At 70.1% G+C, this 17,145-nt stretch carries 16 protein-coding genes and 5 tRNA genes; 12 read left to right on the top strand and 9 right to left on the bottom strand.

All coding sequences use genetic code 11. The features are described 5' to 3' along the window. Both ABTY04_RS17445 and ABTY04_RS17440 read left to right on the top strand, forming a co-directional pair. Positions 1-125, top strand: a 125-nt coding sequence (locus ABTY04_RS17445) for a carboxyl transferase domain-containing protein (RefSeq protein ID WP_352214207.1), incomplete at its 5' end; no start/stop codon positions are given. Positions 126-148: 23 nt separating this feature from the next. After that, complete coding sequence (locus ABTY04_RS17440; protein ID WP_352214198.1) at positions 149-352, top strand: acyl-CoA carboxylase subunit epsilon; 204 nt, start codon at positions 149-151, stop codon at positions 350-352. 260 nt (positions 353-612) lie between these two features. On the opposite strand, the gene ABTY04_RS17435 is transcribed toward ABTY04_RS17440, so the two are convergent. The 8 genes from ABTY04_RS17435 to ABTY04_RS17400 form a co-directional block, all read right to left on the bottom strand. Next, positions 613-1,194 carry a GTP-binding protein gene (locus tag ABTY04_RS17435; RefSeq protein WP_037792108.1) on the bottom strand — a complete coding sequence of 194 codons (582 nt, stop codon included), beginning with the start codon at positions 1,192-1,194 and terminating at the stop codon, positions 613-615. Then, complete coding sequence (locus tag ABTY04_RS17430; RefSeq protein WP_352214197.1) at positions 1,175-1,732, bottom strand: DUF742 domain-containing protein; 558 nt, start codon at positions 1,730-1,732, stop codon at positions 1,175-1,177. Before ABTY04_RS17430 ends, ABTY04_RS17435 begins: the two co-directional genes overlap by 20 nt. A 93-nt stretch (positions 1,733-1,825) precedes the next feature. After that, complete coding sequence (locus ABTY04_RS17425) at positions 1,826-2,239, bottom strand: roadblock/LC7 domain-containing protein (RefSeq protein ID WP_008739857.1); 414 nt, start codon at positions 2,237-2,239, stop codon at positions 1,826-1,828. A 10-nt stretch (positions 2,240-2,249) separates the two neighbouring features. After that, a complete protein-coding gene (locus tag ABTY04_RS17420; protein ID WP_352214196.1) occupies positions 2,250-5,441 on the bottom strand; it encodes a sensor histidine kinase in 3,192 nt (1,063 codons plus the stop codon). A gap of 333 nt (positions 5,442-5,774) precedes the next feature. Continuing rightward, entirely contained in the window at positions 5,775-6,356 is a 582-nt protein-coding gene (locus ABTY04_RS17415; RefSeq protein ID WP_048475966.1) for a GTP-binding protein, read from the bottom strand. Next, complete coding sequence (locus ABTY04_RS17410) at positions 6,337-6,732, bottom strand: DUF742 domain-containing protein (RefSeq protein WP_352214195.1); 396 nt, start codon at positions 6,730-6,732, stop codon at positions 6,337-6,339. Before ABTY04_RS17410 ends, ABTY04_RS17415 begins: the two co-directional genes overlap by 20 nt. A 151-nt stretch (positions 6,733-6,883) precedes the next feature. Continuing rightward, positions 6,884-7,297, bottom strand: a complete 414-nt coding sequence (locus ABTY04_RS17405) for a roadblock/LC7 domain-containing protein (RefSeq protein ID WP_008739864.1) — start codon at positions 7,295-7,297, stop codon at positions 6,884-6,886. A gap of 9 nt (positions 7,298-7,306) precedes the next feature. Further along, the gene (locus ABTY04_RS17400) at positions 7,307-10,912 is read right to left on the bottom strand and encodes a nitrate- and nitrite sensing domain-containing protein (RefSeq protein WP_352214194.1); all 3,606 of its coding nucleotides are present in this window, start codon (positions 10,910-10,912) and stop codon (positions 7,307-7,309) included. Between the two features lie 565 nt (positions 10,913-11,477). On the opposite strand from ABTY04_RS17400, the gene ABTY04_RS17395 reads away from it, so the two are divergent. The 10 genes from ABTY04_RS17395 to ABTY04_RS17350 all read left to right on the top strand — a co-directional run bounded on the left by ABTY04_RS17395 (position 11,478) and on the right by ABTY04_RS17350 (position 16,166). After that, complete coding sequence (locus ABTY04_RS17395) at positions 11,478-11,660, top strand: hypothetical protein (protein WP_352214193.1); 183 nt, start codon at positions 11,478-11,480, stop codon at positions 11,658-11,660. A gap of 95 nt (positions 11,661-11,755) precedes the next feature. After that, positions 11,756-12,544, top strand: a complete 789-nt coding sequence (locus ABTY04_RS17390; protein WP_352214192.1) for a fumarylacetoacetate hydrolase family protein — start codon at positions 11,756-11,758, stop codon at positions 12,542-12,544. Then, positions 12,537-14,012 carry a glutamate--tRNA ligase gene (gltX, locus tag ABTY04_RS17385; RefSeq protein WP_352214191.1) on the top strand — a complete coding sequence of 492 codons (1,476 nt, stop codon included), beginning with the start codon at positions 12,537-12,539 and terminating at the stop codon, positions 14,010-14,012. The genes ABTY04_RS17390 and gltX overlap by 8 nt, the downstream gene beginning before the upstream one ends. A gap of 162 nt (positions 14,013-14,174) precedes the next feature. Continuing rightward, a complete protein-coding gene (locus ABTY04_RS17380) occupies positions 14,175-14,852 on the top strand; it encodes a DUF4241 domain-containing protein (protein WP_352214190.1) in 678 nt (225 codons plus the stop codon). A gap of 10 nt (positions 14,853-14,862) precedes the next feature. Further along, the gene (locus tag ABTY04_RS17375; RefSeq protein ID WP_352214189.1) at positions 14,863-15,591 is read left to right on the top strand and encodes an HAD family hydrolase; all 729 of its coding nucleotides are present in this window, start codon (positions 14,863-14,865) and stop codon (positions 15,589-15,591) included. Between the two features lie 86 nt (positions 15,592-15,677). Next, positions 15,678-15,749, top strand: a tRNA-Gln gene (locus ABTY04_RS17370). Positions 15,750-15,776: 27 nt separating this feature from the next. Next, positions 15,777-15,849 (top strand) — tRNA-Glu (locus ABTY04_RS17365). Between the two features lie 63 nt (positions 15,850-15,912). Further along, positions 15,913-15,985: transfer RNA gene (locus tag ABTY04_RS17360), tRNA-Glu, on the top strand. 21 nt (positions 15,986-16,006) lie between these two features. Beyond that, a tRNA-Gln gene (locus ABTY04_RS17355) sits at positions 16,007-16,078 on the top strand. Positions 16,079-16,093: 15 nt separating this feature from the next. Continuing rightward, positions 16,094-16,166, top strand: a tRNA-Glu gene (locus ABTY04_RS17350). Positions 16,167-16,325: 159 nt separating this feature from the next. Here the strand turns inward: ABTY04_RS17350 and ndgR are convergent. After that, positions 16,326-17,042 (bottom strand): IclR family transcriptional regulator NdgR, encoded by a 717-nt coding sequence (gene ndgR / locus ABTY04_RS17345; protein ID WP_030304142.1) that lies wholly within the window; start codon positions 17,040-17,042, stop codon positions 16,326-16,328. Between the last annotated feature and the right edge of the window lie 103 nt (positions 17,043-17,145).

The raw sequence follows: 17,145 nt of genomic DNA, 5'->3' as shown, positions 1-17,145 counted from the left end.
GCGGTCTCGTGGACGACGTCATCGACCCGGCGGAGACCCGCGAAACCCTGATCAGCGCCCTCGCGATGCTCCGCAGCAAGCACGCCGATCTGCCGTCCCGCAAGCACGGCAACCCGCCGCAGTAAAGAGCGAAGGAGACCTGCCACTCATGGCCAAGACCGCCGACACCCTGCTGCGCGTCGAGAAGGGCAACGCCGCCCCCGAGGAGCTGGCCGCGATCACCGCGATCCTGCTGGCCCGCGCCGCGGCCACCCCCGAGGGACGCCCGGTGCACCGCATCGGCTCGCAGGCCGGCTGGCGCCGCCTGGAGCGCACGCCCGGCTTCCGCACCGCGCACAGCTGGCAGGGCTGACACCACCTGCTCCCACCGACGGCCGCCCGCCGGTCGGGACCTTGACCCCTTGGGGGGCCTGGTCCCGGCCTGACGGGCGGCCGTCGGCCGTTCGGCGCCGGCCGTGAGCGCACGGCAGCGCGCGCCCGGAACGCCGGAACGCCGGAACGCCGCGACGCCGGATGCAGGAACACCGGAACACCGGAAAGCCTGAACGCCGAAAGCCGGGACCCGCGACGGGTCCCGGCTTTCGGCGTTCAGGCAGGGGCTGCCTCCGGCGCCTACCGCAGTCGGGCCATGAGGGCGTGCTCGACGAGCGTGATGAGCGCGCTCTTGGCGTCCGCGCGGTGGCGGGCGTCCGTGGTGATGATCGGGGCGTCCGGGCCGATCTGCAGGGCCTCGCGGACCTCTTCGGGGGTGTACGGCTGGTGCCCGTCGAACCCGTTGAGGGCGATGACGAACGGCAGGCCGCTGTTCTCGAAGTAGTCGACCGCGGGGAAGCAGTCCGCCAGGCGCCGGGTGTCGACGAGGACCACCGCGCCGATGGCGCCGCGGACGAGGTCGTCCCACATGAACCAGAAGCGGTCCTGACCGGGAGTACCGAAGAGGTACAGGATCAGGTCCTGGTCCAGGGTGATGCGGCCGAAGTCCATGGCGACCGTCGTGGTCGTCTTGTCCCCGGTGTGGGTCAGATCGTCGATGCCGGCGGACGCGGACGTCATGACGGCTTCGGTGCGCAGCGGGTTGATCTCGGAGACCGCGCCGACGAACGTGGTCTTGCCCACGCCGAAGCCGCCCGCCACCACGATCTTCGCGGAGGTGGTGGAGCGAGCCGCTCCGCCGTTAGAGCTTGCGAAGTCCACTGAGCACCCTTTCGAGCAGTGTCACATCTGGCTGGCCGCCGGCAGACTCGTCGCCGCCGGGCTGGTGAATGGCGACAAGGCCCGCCTCCGCCAGGTCGGCGACGAGGATACGGGCGACACCAAGAGGAATGGAGAGAAGTGCCGAGATCTCCGCGACGGATTTGATCTCCTGGCACAGACGGCAGATGCGCTGGTGCTCGGGCAACTGCCCTTGCAGACGAGCGGGATCGGCCGTGGTACTGACCAGCGCCTCGATGGCGAGCTGGTAGCGCGGCCGGGTACGGCCGCCGGTCATCGCGTACGGGCGCACCAGCGGGTTGTGCGCCTTGGGGGCCTGTGGCTGCGAGCCCCGGAGGGGCTGCTGCGAGGGCCGGTGAGGCGGCTGGGCCTGCTGGGACTGGCCGTACGGCTGCTGGTAGGGGTTCTGCTCCGGCACGGGCCGGCTGGGAGCGGAGGGGAAGTTGAAGCGGTTCTGGTCGTGCTGCCCACCCTGCGGCTGCTGCGCGCCGCCATAAGGATGTCCTCCGGGTGTTGTCACGTCTCCTCCTCCGACTCCAAGAACGCAGTACTCCCTGTGGAACCGCGCCACCGCACCCTATGGTGCGATGACGCGAAACGCACTGCCTGTTTGCTAGTTGAGAAGACTTCCCTGCAGCTCCGAACGCAGTTCCGGCGTGAGGACACTGCCTGCTCGGTCCACGAGGAGGGCCATCTCGTAGCCCACGAGGCCGATGTCACACTCGGGGTGCGCGAGCACCGCGAGCGACGATCCGTCCGAGACGGACATGAGGAAGAGGAATCCCCGGTCCATCTCGACCACCGTCTGGTTGACGGCGCCACCCTCGAAGATGCGGGAGGCTCCTGCGGTCAGCGACGTCAGACCGGAGGCCACGGCCGCCAGCTGATCGGCGCGGTCGCGCGGGAATCCGTCGGACATCGCCAGAAGAAGGCCGTCGGCGGAGACCACCACCGTGTGGGACACCCCGGGGGTGTTGTCCACGAAGTTGGTGATCAACCAGTTCAGGTTCTGTGCCGCCTGGCTCATCGGGCTCACACTAACGCTCCTGGTCATAGCTGTTACTTGACTGCTCAGAACCCGCGCTGCGTCCCTGCTGGACACCGCGCCGCAGGTTGCTCAACCTGCCGCGGACGTCCTCCGGTGCGCGGGAGACCTGGGGGCCGCCCTGCGGGGTCGTCTCCGCCGCGCCCTCGACCAGGTTGGCCTTGGGCACGCGCCGAGGGAGACCGGACGGGGTGACCCCGCCCGCCTTCGGCTCGCGGAGTTTGGCGGCCTGCTGCCAGCGCTCGTCGTTGTTCGAGCGCCAGGCGTTGCTGCCTTCCTCGTCCCGCTCCGGGGCGGCGGGCTGCTGCTGTCGCTGCGGCCGCTGCTCGAAGAGGGATCCGGTGGACTCCGCTTCTTTCTGCGCCGGCTGCCACTGCTGCTGGCTGCCGCGGCGCGGCAGGCCCGCTCCGGTCACTTCGTGGCCGGTGTCGGCAGCGGCGCCCGGACGGTCGAAGCCTACGCGCTCCGAAGCGGGTTCGGGAGCGGACTGGGGTTCCGATTCGTTCCCGTAGCCCTGCTGGTAGCCGCCGGAGTACGTGTTCTGCTCGGGCCACTCTGCCTGCGGGGACTGGGACGCGTAGCCGCCGTCGTACGCCTGGGCGTCCTGCTGCCGATCCTGGTAGCCGGCTTCCGGATAGGCGTAGTCCTGCTGCGGGTACGCCTCGTAGCCCTGCTGGGCCCCGTGGGCCTGCTGGGAGTCGTACGAGGTGTCGTAAGCCTGTTCGGGCTGCTGCTCGTAGTCCTGGTACTGCTGGTACCCGTGCTCGGGCTGCGGTTCCGCATACTCCTGCTCGGAGTACTCGCCCTGCTGCTCCTGACCGTAGCCCACCTGGGCTTCGAGCGCGGCGCGGCGCTCCTGCTGGCCCAGCGAGCGGCCGACCGGGTCCAGGCCGGAGCCCTCGCCGTCGGCGCCTCTGGACTCGTAGCGGGAGTCGTCGAAGCCGAGTTCCGCAGCCGTGCGCAGGGGGGCGCTCTGCTGCGTCTGCTGCTGGGGGATCATCGACGAGACGGTGAAGTCGTCGTCCGGGATCCCCTCGCCGCCACCACCGTGGGTGATCGCGTCGGGGAGCATGACCAGCGACGTGGTGCCGGCGGCCTCGCCCGAGGGGCGCAGCTGGACGCGGATGCTGTGGCGGTCCGCCAGCCGGCCGACCACGAAGAGACCCATGCGCTGGGAGATCGCGGCGTCCACGGTCGGCGGGTTGGCCAGCTTGTGGTTGATGTCCGCGAAGTCCTCGGCGGTGAGGCCGATGCCCTTGTCGTGGATCTCGACCATGACGCGCCCGTCGGGCAGACGTGTGGCGTTGACGCGGACCTTGGTCTGCGGGGAGGAGAACGTCGTGGCGTTCTCCAGGAGCTCGGCGAGCAGGTGCACGAGGTCGGTCACGGCCTGGCCGTGGATCTCGGCCTCGGAGACGCCCGAGAGCTCGATTCGCTCGTACTGCTCCACCTCGGAGGAGGCGGCGCGCAGGACGTCGACGAGGGGGACCGGCTGGTCCCAGCGGCGGCCCGGCTCCTCGCCCGCGAGGATGAGGAGGTTCTCGCCGTTGCGGCGCATGCGGGTGGCCAGGTGGTCCAGGCGGAAGAGGTTCTCCAGCTGGTCCGGGTCGGCCTCGTTGTTCTCCAGGTCGGTGATGAGGGTCAGCTGGCCCTCGATCAGCGACTGGTTGCGTATGGAGAGGTTCGTGAAGATCGCGTTGACGTTCCCTCGCAGGAGGGCCTGCTCGGCGGCGAGCCGGACCGCTTCCCGGTGGACCTGGTCGAAGGCGCGGGCGACCTCGCCGATCTCGTCCTGGGAGTTGATCGGGATCGGCGCGACACGGGTGTCGACCTTGCCCGGGTCGGTGCGCGAGAGCTGGTCGACGAGCATCGGCAGGCGCTGCTCGGCGACGTCGAAGGCGGCGGAACGCAGCCGGCGCATCGAGCGGCTCATCTGGCGGGCCATCATGCCGGCCAGGATGAAGGCGGCGAGCAGGGCGACGACCACGATGGCGCCGGTCCAGATGGCGTCGTTGCGGGCCGAGTCGGAGACCGCGACGGAGTCGGTGACGGCCTTGTCGAGGAGTTCCTTCTCGATCTCGGCGTAGCCCTCGAACTTGGCGGTGGCCGCGGCCTGCCAGGCCTGGGGCGTGGTGCCGCCCGCGGCGAGCTTGGTCTTGTTCTCGCCGCCGGCTATCGCCTCGGTCATGCCGGTGAGCGCGGAGCGGTCGGGCCCCAGGGGCGGGGACTTGAAGACGGTGCCGGCCTGCTCGGCCTGCTGCTTGGCGGCGGCGAGCTTGGCGGCACCCTCCTGGGACTTCTTGCCCATGACCTCCTTGAGGCGGTCCACGTCGCCCTCGGTACCGGCCGCGACGTACTCGCCGATGGCGATGTCTTCGAGGTAGGCGTACGAGGAGAAGGCGACGAGCTGGGCCTTGCGGACCTCTTCGTTCTCGTTCGGGCGGACCAGGAGATGGGTGCCGACCGAGCGCTGGAGCGAATTGGCGGCCTTGGCCAGCTCGACCGCGTAGACCATGCGGCCGTAGCTGGTGACGTTGCCGGTGCCCAGGCCGAGTTCGTTGGAGAACGTCATGAGGTAGTGCTGGACCAGCACGTACCCCTCTTCGGTCGGGATCGGGCCGAACGCGCTGGGCGGGTTCTTCTTCGCCGTCTCCTGCGCGGTGTAGGCCGTCTGCCGGACGGCGGCGAGCTTGGGTTCCTCCTGGCGGAAGAGCTCCAGGCGCCGCTCCAGACCCTGGTTCGAGGGGAGGTCCTTGGCGGCCCGGGCGAACTTGTCCTTGGCCGCGTCGGTGGCCTGGCGGAACTTGGTGACGTTCTCGTTGTTCTGGTCGCCCTTGAGGAGCGGTTCGGCCGTGAGGTCGCGCTCGTTGAGGAGGGCCTGGCCGTATTCGGCCGCCGCCTGGACGATGCGGGCGGTCTTCTCGGCGTCCTTGGCCTCGTTCCAGGTGTCGACCGAGCCCTTCACCTGGAAGCCGCCCATGACCAGTCCGACGAGGACGGGCACGAGCAGGATGGCGTTCAGACGGGTCGGCACACGCCAGTTGCGGGGCGAGAACCTGCTGGTGCTGCCGATCTTCGCCGGTGGGTCGACGGGTACGTCGACAGACGACGCGGCCGCGCGCTGCGGCGGGGTGAAGTTGCCGCGCGCGGGTTCATCCGCGGGGCTCGAGTTGCTTCGCCTCACTCGACCAACAACCTCTCGGCGGTGCTACCAGCTAGTTAGTTGAATTCCAGCACGGTTAACGGTCCTGTTCCAAACAGTTGGAATCAGCCATTCCCGAAGTCTTACGTGCCGCATAAATCGGACATAAAGAGCGAGCCACGCCAAAAATGGAGCCAGTTGTGAGCGCAGCGATACCACCCGACCGCACCGTGTGTCCGACTGGCAACAATTCACTGTCGAAACGTTATGAACCGAGAGGGCGAGCCGTGTCCTATGACACAGCCCGCCCTCTCACGTTGTGAAGAACCAGTGGTACTTGAGTGGTGCCTCTTGAGCCGCGTCAGCCGGATCGTGTTACTTGAGTCGGGCCATGAGGGCGTGCTCGACCAGCGTGATGAGCGCGCTCTTGGCGTCCGCCCGGTGGCGGGCGTCCGTGGTGATGATCGGAGCGTCCGGGCCGATCTGCAGGGCCTCGCGGACCTCTTCGGGGGTGTACGGCTGGTGTCCCTCGAAGCCATTGAGGGCCACGACGAACGGCAGCCCGCTGTTCTCGAAGTAGTCCACCGCGGGGAAGCAGTCCGCCAGCCGGCGGGTGTCGACCAGCACGATCGCGCCGATGGCGCCGCGGACGAGGTCGTCCCACATGAACCAGAAGCGGTCCTGACCGGGAGTACCGAAGAGGTACAGGATCAGGTCCTGGTCCAGGGTGATGCGGCCGAAGTCCATGGCGACCGTCGTGGTCGTCTTGTCCCCGGTGTGGGTCAGATCGTCGATGCCGGCGGACGCGGACGTCATGACGGCTTCGGTGCGCAGCGGATTGATCTCCGAGACGGCCCCGACGAACGTGGTCTTGCCCACGCCGAACCCGCCCGCCACCACGATCTTCGCGGAGGTGGTGGAGCGGGCGGTTCCGCCATTAGAGCTTGCGAAGTCCACTGAGCACCCTTTCGAGCAGCGTTACATCCGGCGTGCCGCCGGCCTCTCCATTGCCCGGCTGGTGGATGGCCACCATTCCGGCCTCGGCCAGGTCGGCGACGAGGATCCGGGCGACACCGAGCGGCATCGACAGCAGTGCGGAGACCTCCGCGACCGACTTGACCTCGCGGCACAGCGTGCAGATGCGCTGGTGCTCGGGAAGCAGGCCGGACAGGTGCATCGGATCGGCCGTGGTGCTCACCAGCGCCTCGATGGCGAGCTGGTAGCGGGGCCGGGTCCGGCCGCCGGTCATCGCGTACGGGCGAACGAGCGGCTGGTCGCCTTCCGAGTACGACGAATCGCCGTACGCATCGGGATAGGCGGGGGGCGGGGTCATTGATCCTCCGGGCTGGACAGCAGTGGTCAGCGTGCCGTCTGACGGGGCGGCCGGTGGGGGGACGGTATGACGGCCTGGCGGGTGTACTGGGTTCCGGGTCTGATGTCCCGGTCCCCCGGCCGGAAGTACCGTCCGGCCGGGAGATACGGCGTCAGATGAGCAGGCTTCCCTGCAGCTCCGCGCGCAGGTCCGGGGTGAGGACACTGCCGGCGCGGTCCACGAGGAGGGCCATCTCGTAGCCGACGAGGCCGATGTCGCACTCGGGGTGCGCGAGTACGGCCAGTGAGGATCCGTCCGAGACGGACATGAGGAAGAGGAATCCCCGGTCCATCTCGACCACGGTCTGATTGACGGCGCCACCCTCGAAGATGCGGGAGGCTCCCGCGGTCAGCGACGTCAGACCGGAGGCCACGGCCGCCAGCTGATCGGCGCGGTCGCGCGGAAAACCTTCGGACATCGCCAGAAGGAGGCCGTCGGCGGAGACCACCACCGTGTGGGACACCCCGGGGGTGTTGTCCACGAAGTTGGTGATCAACCAGTTCAGGTTCTGTGCCGCCTGGCTCATCGAACTCAACTAACGCTCCTGCTGGTAAGTGGGGTCGATGTGGTAACTGCCGGTCGCCGGGCCGTTGTTGCCGGCCTGACGGCCCTGCTGGATACCCCGTCGGAGGTTGGTCAGACGGCCGCGGACGTCGTCCGGTGCGCGCGAGACCTGCGGACCCGACTGTGCGTCGGCCTGCTGCTGCGCGGTGCCGGCCACGAGGTTCGCCCGCGGTACTCGGCGGGGCAGCCCCGAGGTGGTGATGCCGCCGGCGGCGGGCTGGCGCACGCGCTCGGCCTGCCGCATCAGCTCGTCGTTCGGCGAGGAACGCCAGCTGACGGTCGGCGAGCCGCCGGTCGCCGCCTGGGCGGGCTCGGCCGCGGGCTCCTGGCCGCGCTGCGGCAGCGGCTGCTGCGGGCGCTGCCGGGGAGCCGGAGCCGGAGCCTGGGCCGGGGCGAACTGCTGCGGCTGCTGGTCCTGCTGGGGTACCGCCGTGGCCGGTGCCTGACCGGGGGCCTGCTGGCCCTCCTGGTGGAACCAGTTCGACTCCAGCGTGTCGAAGATCGGACTGCGCTCGTTGCCGAGGCTCGGGGCCGGCGGCAGTGCCTCCGGCTGGGGGGCCTGCGGCAGCTGCGGGGCCTGCGGCTGCGCCTGGGCGAATCCGCCGACACCGGGACCACCGGGCCGCGGGGCCTGGAAGTCCGGGCGGGCGAACTGGCCCGTGGTGGACGGGTCCGCCGCCGGACCGCGCAGGTCCGGACGCTCGAACTGGCCGGTGGTGCTGTTGCCGGCCGGCGGCTGCGGGGCGTTGAAGTCCGGACGGGGGAACTCGGCCGTCGAAGCCGGGCCCGAGAGCTCGTCGTGTCCGCGCGGGACCTCCTGACCGCCGTGGCGCGCCTGGTCGGCGCCCCAGCTGGTGGTCTGCGGCATCCCGGCGGGGGCACCGCCGGTACCCGGGAGCTCCGGACGCGGGGCGCCGCCGCGCGGCGGCAGCTGCGGCCGGGAGCCTCGCGGAGCCGGCGCTGCGGGCGCCTGGACCGAGGGGACCGGGCCCGTGGGGGCGGACGGCTGCTGCGGCCGCTCGAAGCCGTTGCCCTGCGGGAATCCCGCCTGGCCGGAGGCCGTGGGCGCGGGCGTCGGACGGGACGGACCGCGGTGCGGCAGCGGAGCACCGCCGCCGAAGGCGCCCTGGCCCTGGCCGGTCGCGGCGCCGGGCATGCCCGGACCGCCCTGCGGACGCTGGCCGGGACCGCCCTGCGGACGCGCACCGGGACCGCCGTCGCGTCCCGGGAGCGCGGCGCGCTGGCCGCCGGAGACCTGACCGCGCTGCGGGCCGGCGCCCACGGGCTGGCGTGCGCCGCCGCCCGGGACGGAACCCTGCGCGGGAGCACCCGGCATGCCCTGCTGGCCGCCGGAGCCGGCACCGCCGGGACCGCCCTGGCCCGGCATCGGACCCGGCTTCTTGCCGCCCTGGGCGACGTCCACCGGCAGCATGACGAGGGCCGTCGTACCACCCGAGTCGGACGGGCGCAGCTGGATGCGGATGCCGTGTCGCAGGGACAGGCGGCCGACCACGAACAGGCCCATGCGGCGGGAGACGGAGACGTCCACGGTCGGCGGCGACGCGAGCCGCTCGTTGATCGCGGCGAGGTCCTCGGGGGAGAGGCCGATACCGGTGTCGTGGATCTCGACGAGCACGCGGCCGTCGGGCAGCGCGTGACCGGTGACCTTGACCTTGGTCTGCGGGGAGGAGAACGAGGTGGCGTTCTCCAGCAGCTCGGCGAGGAGGTGCACGAGGTCGTTGACGACGCGGCCGGCGACGTCGGTGCCGGGCACCGACGCGAGTTCGATGCGCTCGTACTGCTCCACCTCGGACGCGGCGGCACGGAGCACGTCGACGAGCGGGACGGGGCGGGTCCACCGGCGGCCCGGCTCCTCGCCCGCGAGGACGAGGAGGTTTTCGCCGTTACGGCGCATTCGGGTCGCGAGGTGGTCGAGCTTGAAGAGCGAGGAGAGCTGGTCCGGGTCTGCCTCGCGCGACTCCAGTTCGGAGATGAGCGAGAGCTGACGCTGGATGAGGCCCTGGGAGCGGCGCGAGAGGTTGGTGAACATCGCGTTGACGTTGCCCCGGAGGAGGGCCTGCTCGGCGGCGAGGCGGACGGCCTCGCGGTGCACGTCGTCGAAGGCCGCGGCCACCTGGCCGATCTCGTCGCGGGTGTGCAGGCCGACCGACTCCACGGACGTGTCCACGTCCTGCGGGTCGGACTCGGACAGCTGCTTGACGAGCTCGGGCAGTCGGTCCTGGGCGACCCGGGTCGCGGTGTCCTGGAGGCGGCGCAGCGAGCGGATCATCGACCGCGCCATGACGAAGGCACCTACGAGGGAGACGCCGAGGACGAGCAGGATCAGGGCACCGTTGATGATGGCGTCCTGCTGCGAGGAGTTCTTGAGCTCGCGGGCCTTCTGCTCCATGTCTTCGAGCAGGGTGAGCTCGATGACCTTCATGGCCTGGAGCTTGGTGTCGTCCGCGTCGTACCAGTCCATCCAGGACCGGTTCTTCTCCTTGACGAACTGTCCCTGGGTGCTCAGGACGCGGCGGGCGTAGTGGTCGGCGCTGCCGATCTCCGTGTTGCCGTCGCCGAGCGCCGCGAGGAGTTCCTCGGGCTTGCCCTGGTAAACGAGTTCGAAGGTCTTCTTGGCCTGGCTCTCGCCGCGGAGCGCGGAGAGGGCGTACAGGCGGTCGTTCTCGGAGAGGTTGCCCGCGTGGTCGCCGCTCTCGGGGAGCGAGGCCGCGATGACGGCGCGCTGGATCGAGGCGTACTCCTTGGCGGAGGAGAAGGCCGCCAGGGCGCGCGTACGCTTGATCATCTCCGGGCTGGAGGTGGCCTGGGCCATGTCCTGGGAGAGCGAGAGCAGCGAGACGATGAGCGCGTTGTACTCGGTGACGGTCTGCTGCGCGCCGTTGACGTACGCCTTCTTGCGGATGTCCTCGATGCCGGTGAGCTGGCGGCCGATCTGCAGGATGTTGTTGCGGATCGACTTGAGGGTCTCGTCCTTGTCCTCCGCGCTGTCGACCTTGTCGGTCGCGGAGGCGAAGGCCTTGGCGGCGGCGTCGGTCTGGTCGCGGACACCCTGGACGAGGCTGTTGGCCTTGCCGTCCTTGGTGATCGACATCGGGCCGGCCGACTTGTCCCGCTCCTCCTGGAGCATGGCGGCCAGGTTGGTGGCCTGCCGGGTCATCGTCGTCAGCAGCTGCATGTGCTCCAGCTGTGCGATGTCGTTGAGCGAGTCGTTGATACGGAAGCCACCGAGCGTGGTGGCGGCGACGACCGGCAGGGTCAGCAGCGACACGAGTCGCGTGCTGATGCGCCAGTTGTGCATGGCGAGGCGCGAACCGGGCCCGCTGGGGGCCTTCGGTATCGCCGCGTCCTTGTCGGCCGGCTCTTCGCTCTTCGTCTTGCCCCGGGGCCTGAGGCGCGCCTTCGACTTCACCGTGGTGGTGGTGGAGGCGTCGGGGCCTTTGCCTTCGGCAGCCGGCCCGCGGTTCTGGGCGTGCTGGGGCGAGGAGCCACGGTCGGTCCCGCCGCGCGGCTCCTGCTCCGCCGCAGCGCTGCCATCCCTCTTGAATCGTCCCTGCACTAGCGTCGCAACCTCTGGACCAGGCGTCCCGCCGGGCGACCGGTGGGACGGTGTCGAGTCGTGGGGCATTTCGGCCCCATGGTGGTCGTCGGTGACCGGCGCGTCTCCCTCTCCATACCGCCGCGCGCGGCGCTGTGTCGCGCCACCTGCGCGCCGGCTGTTCCCGCGGCGGTCCCGCGAATTCCAGCACAGTGGCGGATCTCCAACAAGGTGCGCGTGTCGGCCCGACGAGTTGGTGACGTTTCGTGACGGTTGCGCTACGCACTGTGGGTCGCGTTTCGGTGTGAATCGGACTTACGCCATCCAAACGCGGCGGCTGGCAAGGTGTCCCAGTCGAGATGATCAGGAGCGGAATGGCTGATTCAGTGGCGTAATGCCCCTTTTGCCGCCCATAATTGACCGTCCGCTATGTCTGTATTGTCGGGTCGCGGGTGAGCAAACTCACACAGTCGTGGCCATTACTTCCCGGCTGAGCCGGGGAGTCGGATGTTTAGCCTTGCCCTTTACAGGGTTGACGGATCCGACAACCCCCACACGACAACCGAGCCGAGGGCCCGAGACACCGATGAAGACGACGATGATGTTCCGCAACATAGCCAACCCCCGCCGCACCACCCTCGCGCACCTCAAGGACGCCGAGGAGCTGCAGGCGACCGAGGCTCCGGAGCACGCCGTCGAGCTGCCCTCCCAGACCGCGAACCCCCGCCGCACGATCCTCATGGACGCGCCGGTGGCCGCCACGCAGTAGGCACTCGGCCAAAGGAGCGCGAAGCCCCGCTGCCCACCGCGTTAGCCTGGGGACGCAGACTCCAGCCAGCGGAAACAGAGGGGCAGACGCAACACGTGCGCATCGCCAGGTTCTCCATCGACGGCAATGTCGCGTTCGGCGCGGTCGAGGGCAGCACTGCCCCCGGCGCCGAGGGTGAGCTCGTCCTCGACATCATCAAGGGCATCCCGTTCGCGGACTTCGAGCTTTCGGGCACGAAGGTCCCGCTGAGCAAGGTCCGGCTGCTGCCGCCCGTGCTCCCGAACAAGGTCGTGGCCATCGGCCGCAACTACGCGGAGCACGCGGCAGAGCTCGGAAACCAGGTCCCGGACGCCCCCATCACCTTCTTCAAGCCCTCCACCTCGGTGGTCGGCCCGGGCGACCCGATCACGTACCCCTCCTTCTCCCAGGACCTCCACCACGAGGCGGAGCTCGCCGTGGTCATCGGCCGCATGTGCCGCGAGGTTCCGAAGGAGCGCGTCAAGGACGTGATCCTCGGCTACACGTGCGCCAACGACGTCACCGCGCGCGATGTCCAGCAGCGCGAGAAGCAGTGGGCCCGGGCCAAGGGCTTCGACAGCTCCTGCCCCCTCGGCCCCTGGATCGAGACCGACCTCGACCCGCGCGACCTGACCATCCAGTGCACCGTCAACGGCGAACAGCGCCAGCTCGGCCGCACCAGCGACATGGTCCGCTCCATCGAGGACCTCATCGTCCACATCACCGAGGCCATGACGCTGCTCCCGGGCGACGTCATCCTCACGGGGACCCCGGCCGGAGTCGGCCCCCTCAACGTCGGCGACGAGGTCGCCGTCACCATCGAAGGCATCGGCACTCTCACCAACAAGGTGATCAAGCGTGGCTAACGCGAACGTCCGCGTACGTTTCTGTCCCTCCCCGACCGGCAACCCCCACGTGGGCCTGGTCCGGACCGCCCTCTTCAACTGGGCGTTCGCCCGCCACCACGGCGGTACGTTCGTCTTCCGCATCGAGGACACCGACGCGGCGCGCGACTCCGAGGAGTCGTACGACCAGCTGCTCGACTCGCTGCGCTGGCTCGGCTTCACCTGGGACGAGGGCCCCGAGGCCGGCGGCCCGCACGCCCCGTACCGCCAGTCGCAGCGCATGGACATCTACGCGGACGTCGCCAAGAAGCTCAAGGACGGCGGCTACGCGTACGACTGCTACTGCACCACCGAGGAGCTCGACGCGCGCCGCGCCGCCGCCCGCGCCGCCGGCAAGCCCTCCGGCTACGACGGACACTGCCGCGAGCTCACCACCGTGCAGCTGGAGGCGTACCAGGGCGAGCACCGCCCCTCGATCGTCCGCTTCCGGATGCCCGACGAGCCGATCACCTTCACCGACCTGGTCCGCGGCGAGCTCACCTTCACCCCGGAGAACGTGCCGGACTTCGGCATCCTGCGGGCCAACGGCGCGCCGCTGTACACGCTCGTCAACCCGGTCGACGACGCGCTGATGGAGATCACCCACGTGCTCCGCGGCGAGGACCTGCTGTCCTCCACCCCGCGCCAGATCGCCCTGTACAAGGCGCTGATCGAGCTGGGCATCGCCAAGGGCGTCCCGGAGTTCGGCCACCTGCCGTACGTCATGGGCGAGGGCAACAAGAAGCTCTCCAAGCGCGACCCGGAGAGCTCGCTCAACCTGTACCGCGAGCGCGGCTTCCTCCCCGAGGGCCTGCTGAACTACCTCTCGCTCCTCGGCTGGTCCTTCTCCAAGGACCAGGACATCTTCTCGATCGAGGAGATGGTGGCGAAGTTCGACATCCCGGACGTCAACGCCAACCCGGCGCGCTTCGACATCAAGAAGGCCGAGTCGATCAACGCCGACCACATCCGGCTGCTCGACCCGAAGGCCTTCGCGGACGCCTGCACCCCGTGGCTGCAGGCCCCGCACGCCAACTGGGAGCCGGAGGACTTCGACGCCGAGGCCTGGGCGGCCATCGCGCCGTACGCCCAGACCCGCGTGACCGTCCTGTCGGACATCACCGCGAACGTCGACTTCCTGTTCCGCAAGGAGCCGGTCGAGGACCAGGCGTCCTGGGACAAGGCGATGAAGGGCGAGCCCGCGGCCCTGCTGACCACCGCCCGGGCCAACCTGGACACGGCCGACTGGAGCGACCCGGAGTCCCTCAAGCACGCCGTCCTGACCGCCGGGGAGGCCCACGGCCTCAAGCTGGGCAAGGCCCAGGCCCCGGTCCGTGTGGCCGTCACCGGCCGCACCGTCGGCCTGCCGCTCTTCGAGTCCCTGCAGATCCTGGGCAAGGAGCGCTCGCTGGCGCGCATCGATGCGACCCTGGCGAAGCTCGCCGCCTAGCCACCCGTACTCCCCCGGCCACCGCTGGGAGGAGCCCCCACCGCAGGGGGCGGCGGCCGGAACCTCCGGCCGCCGCCCCCTGCGGCGTTGTCGGGGGCCGCCGCTATGGTCGTCCACGTTCGAAGATCGAACAGCTCCTCATGCCGTGCGAAAGGCCCTGCCATGCCGATGACTGCCCCCGACCTCGCCGGGTACTTCACCCCGGGTGCCACCTTCTCGTACGAGGACGGGCCGAACGGCACCCTCTCGGTGGCCGACGGGGGCTCCCTGTGGCTGCCCACCGGCCGGGTCGTGGCCTGCGACCCCTTCGTCTACCTCGGCGGAGGCGACCCTTCGTCCTTCACCGCGCAGGTGGAGCCCGGCCGCTACCGGGTGGAGGCCGCCATGGCCACCCTCACCCAGCCCGGCGAGCCCGAGCCCGCGCCCGGCGAGGGGCACCGCAGGGTCGCTGCCGCCCGCCTGGTGATCCGTGAGACCCCGACCGCCTCCTGGGAGCTCGCCCTGCGGGACGGGCAGGACCCGTCCGGGCTCGGCGACGACGAGTACTTCGGCTATGGCGTCGACGCCGGCACGGGCTGCTTCTACGACGCTGCCGCCGACGAGTCCTTCCCCGACTGCGAGGGCGACGAGGGGCCGCTGTGGGACGCCTTCGAAGGGGCGGGCCACGCCGCCGGCGCCTACCGCGTCGAGGGCGAGGACGGCCACGACCTCGTGGCCTTCTCCTCGGGCTGGGGCGACGGCTCGTACCCGACCTGGGTGGGCCGCGACGCCGACGGGGAGATCACCTGCTTCGTGACGGACTTCTTCGTCGTGCCGCCGCAGGACGGGGGAGCAGCGTAGCCTCGGCCGTATGCCGATCCGCGCCGTGCTCTGGGACATCGACGACACCCTGTTCGACTACACCGGGGCGGACACCGCGGGCCTCGCGCGGCTGCTGGCGGAGGAGGGCGTCGCAGAGCGCTTCGGCACGCCCACGGAGGCCCTGGCCCGGTGGCGGGAGGCGACCACCCGCCACTGGGACCGCTTCGCGGCCGGCGAGACGGGATTCCAGGAGCAGCGCCGCGACCGGGTGCGGGACTTCCTCGGCGCACCGGCGATGGACGACGCCGACGCCGACGACTGGTTCGAGCGGTACGTCGACCACTACAAGACGGCCTGGGAGGTCTTCCCGGACGTGGTGCCCGCCCTCGACGCCCTGGCGGCCACCCACCGGCACGGGGTGCTCTCCAACTCCTCGGCCGTCAACCAGGATCCCAAGCTGCGCAGCCTCGGCCTGCGCGACCGTTTCGAGGTGCTGCTCTGCGCGGTGGAGCTGGGCGTCAGCAAGCCCGAGGCCGGGGCCTTCCTGGCCGGCTGCGAGGCGCTGGGCCTGCCGCCCGGCGAAGTGGCGTACGTGGGGGACCAGCCCGAGATCGACGCGCGGGGCGCCCGGGACGCCGGGCTCACGGCGGTCTGGCTCGACCGGGAGGGCGGACGCGGGCCCGGACCGGACGGCGTGCACCGGATCGCCGGGCTCGCCCAGCTCCCGGAGCTGCTGTCAGCGGATACCCGTTTTGGAGCACGGTCAGGCATCCGGTAATGTTCTTTCTGCGCCGCCGGAGCGGGCCGAAAGGCCGGACGGAGGCGCCACTCGAAAGAAAATCCCCCCAAGGGCTTGACTTTCGGTGGGGTATAGTGTAATTGGCAACACGAGGGTTTCTGGTTCCCTTATTCTAGGTTCGAGTCCTGGTACCCCAGCGCAGTGCAGCAGTAACGCAGTGCTTTGCCCCCGTTGTGTAGCGGCCTAGCACGCCGCCCTCTCAAGGCGGTAGCGCCGGTTCGAATCCGGTCGGGGGTACAGATCCTTCCCGCAAGGTCTCCATTGGGTAGCTCCCGGACGTCTTGATGCAGGATCGCTAGGGCCCCCGTTGTGTAGCGGCCTAGCACGCCGCCCTCTCAAGGCGGTAGCGCCGGTTCGAATCCGGTCGGGGGTACTGGTCTGGTATAGACCACATTGGGCTATGGTGTAATTGGCAACACGAAGGTTTCTGGTTCCTTTGTTCTAGGTTCGAGTCCTGGTAGCCCAGCGCAGTACAAAGCAAGCCCCCGTTGTGTAGCGGCCTAGCACGCCGCCCTCTCAAGGCGGTAGCGCCGGTTCGAATCCGGTCGGGGGTACGCACAGAAGAGGCCCTCCGCGTTCGTCGCGGAGGGCCTCTTCGCTGTTCCCGTGCACACTCCGCCCCGGCACAAGTGCGGGCCCGGAGGCGCGTGTTCGGACGTGTGCGGCGTCGTACGCGCCCCCGGGCCCGGGGGAGTGGGGGAAAGGCCGGCAAGTCAGCCGGAGCGGCGCAGGGCCTCCGTCAGGCGGGCGGCCGCGTCGATGACGGCCTGGGCGTGCATCCGGCCCGGGTGGCGGGTCAGGCGCTCGATCGGCCCGGAGACCGACACGGCCGCCACCACACGGTTCGACGGCCCGCGCACCGGCGCCGAGACGGACGCCACACCGGGCTCCCGCTCGCCGATCGACTGCGCCCAGCCGCGGCGCCGTACGCCCGACAGGGCCGTCGCCGTGAAGCGCGCGCCCTGCAGCCCGCGGTGGAGCCGCTCGGGCTCCTCCCAGGCCATCAGGATCTGCGCGGCCGAGCCCGCCTTCATGGGGAGCGTGGAGCCCACCGGGACGGTGTCCCGCAGGCCCGACAGCCGCTCCGCGGCCGCCACGCAGATGCGCATGTCGCCCTGACGCCGGTAGAGCTGCGCGCTCTCGCCCGTCACGTCACGGAGGTGGGTGAGTACCGGTCCCGCCGTGGCCAGCAGGCGGTCCTCGCCGGCCGCGGCGGCGAGCTCCGCCAGCCGCGGTCCGAGGATGAACCGGCCCTGCATGTCCCTCGCCACCATCCGGTGGTGTTCCAGTGCCACGGCCAGGCGATGTGCCGTGGGTCGTGCGAGCCCTGTCGCCGCGACCAGCCCGGCGAGGGTGGCCGGACCGGACTCCAGTGCGCTCAGTACCAGAGCTGCCTTGTCGAGAACGCCGACGCCGCTAGAGTTGTCCATGAAACGATATTCGCGTCTCACACTGTGAAACGCAAGTTCAATTTTTCCAAGAACCAGCGAGTCTGTATGTGCGGGTCCACGAACCACTGGGTCCGAGCCGTCG

It is taken from the genome of Streptomyces sp. NPDC097981, assembly GCF_040302565.1.
Lineage (GTDB): Bacteria > Actinomycetota > Actinomycetes > Streptomycetales > Streptomycetaceae > Streptomyces.
The sequence above is the reverse complement of the archived record's forward strand: the minus strand, read 5'-3'. Positions and strand labels throughout refer to the sequence as shown.

Excerpts from the sequence above, each read along its gene's own strand:
- ABTY04_RS17440 (WP_352214198.1), top strand. The coding sequence starts at position 149 with ATGGCCAAGACCGCCGACACCCTGCTGCGCGTCGAGAAGGGCAACGCC.
- ndgR (WP_030304142.1), bottom strand. The coding sequence starts at position 17,042 with ATGGACAACTCTAGCGGCGTCGGCGTTCTCGACAAGGCAGCTCTGGTA.
- ABTY04_RS17425 (WP_008739857.1), bottom strand. The coding sequence starts at position 2,239 with ATGAGCCAGGCGGCACAGAACCTGAACTGGTTGATCACCAACTTCGTG.
- ABTY04_RS17395 (WP_352214193.1), top strand. The coding sequence starts at position 11,478 with ATGAAGACGACGATGATGTTCCGCAACATAGCCAACCCCCGCCGCACC.
- ABTY04_RS17410 (WP_352214195.1), bottom strand. The coding sequence starts at position 6,732 with ATGACCCCGCCCCCCGCCTATCCCGATGCGTACGGCGATTCGTCGTAC.
- ABTY04_RS17405 (WP_008739864.1), bottom strand. The coding sequence starts at position 7,297 with ATGAGCCAGGCGGCACAGAACCTGAACTGGTTGATCACCAACTTCGTG.
- ABTY04_RS17380 (WP_352214190.1), top strand. The coding sequence starts at position 14,175 with ATGCCGATGACTGCCCCCGACCTCGCCGGGTACTTCACCCCGGGTGCC.
- ABTY04_RS17375 (WP_352214189.1), top strand. The coding sequence starts at position 14,863 with ATGCCGATCCGCGCCGTGCTCTGGGACATCGACGACACCCTGTTCGAC.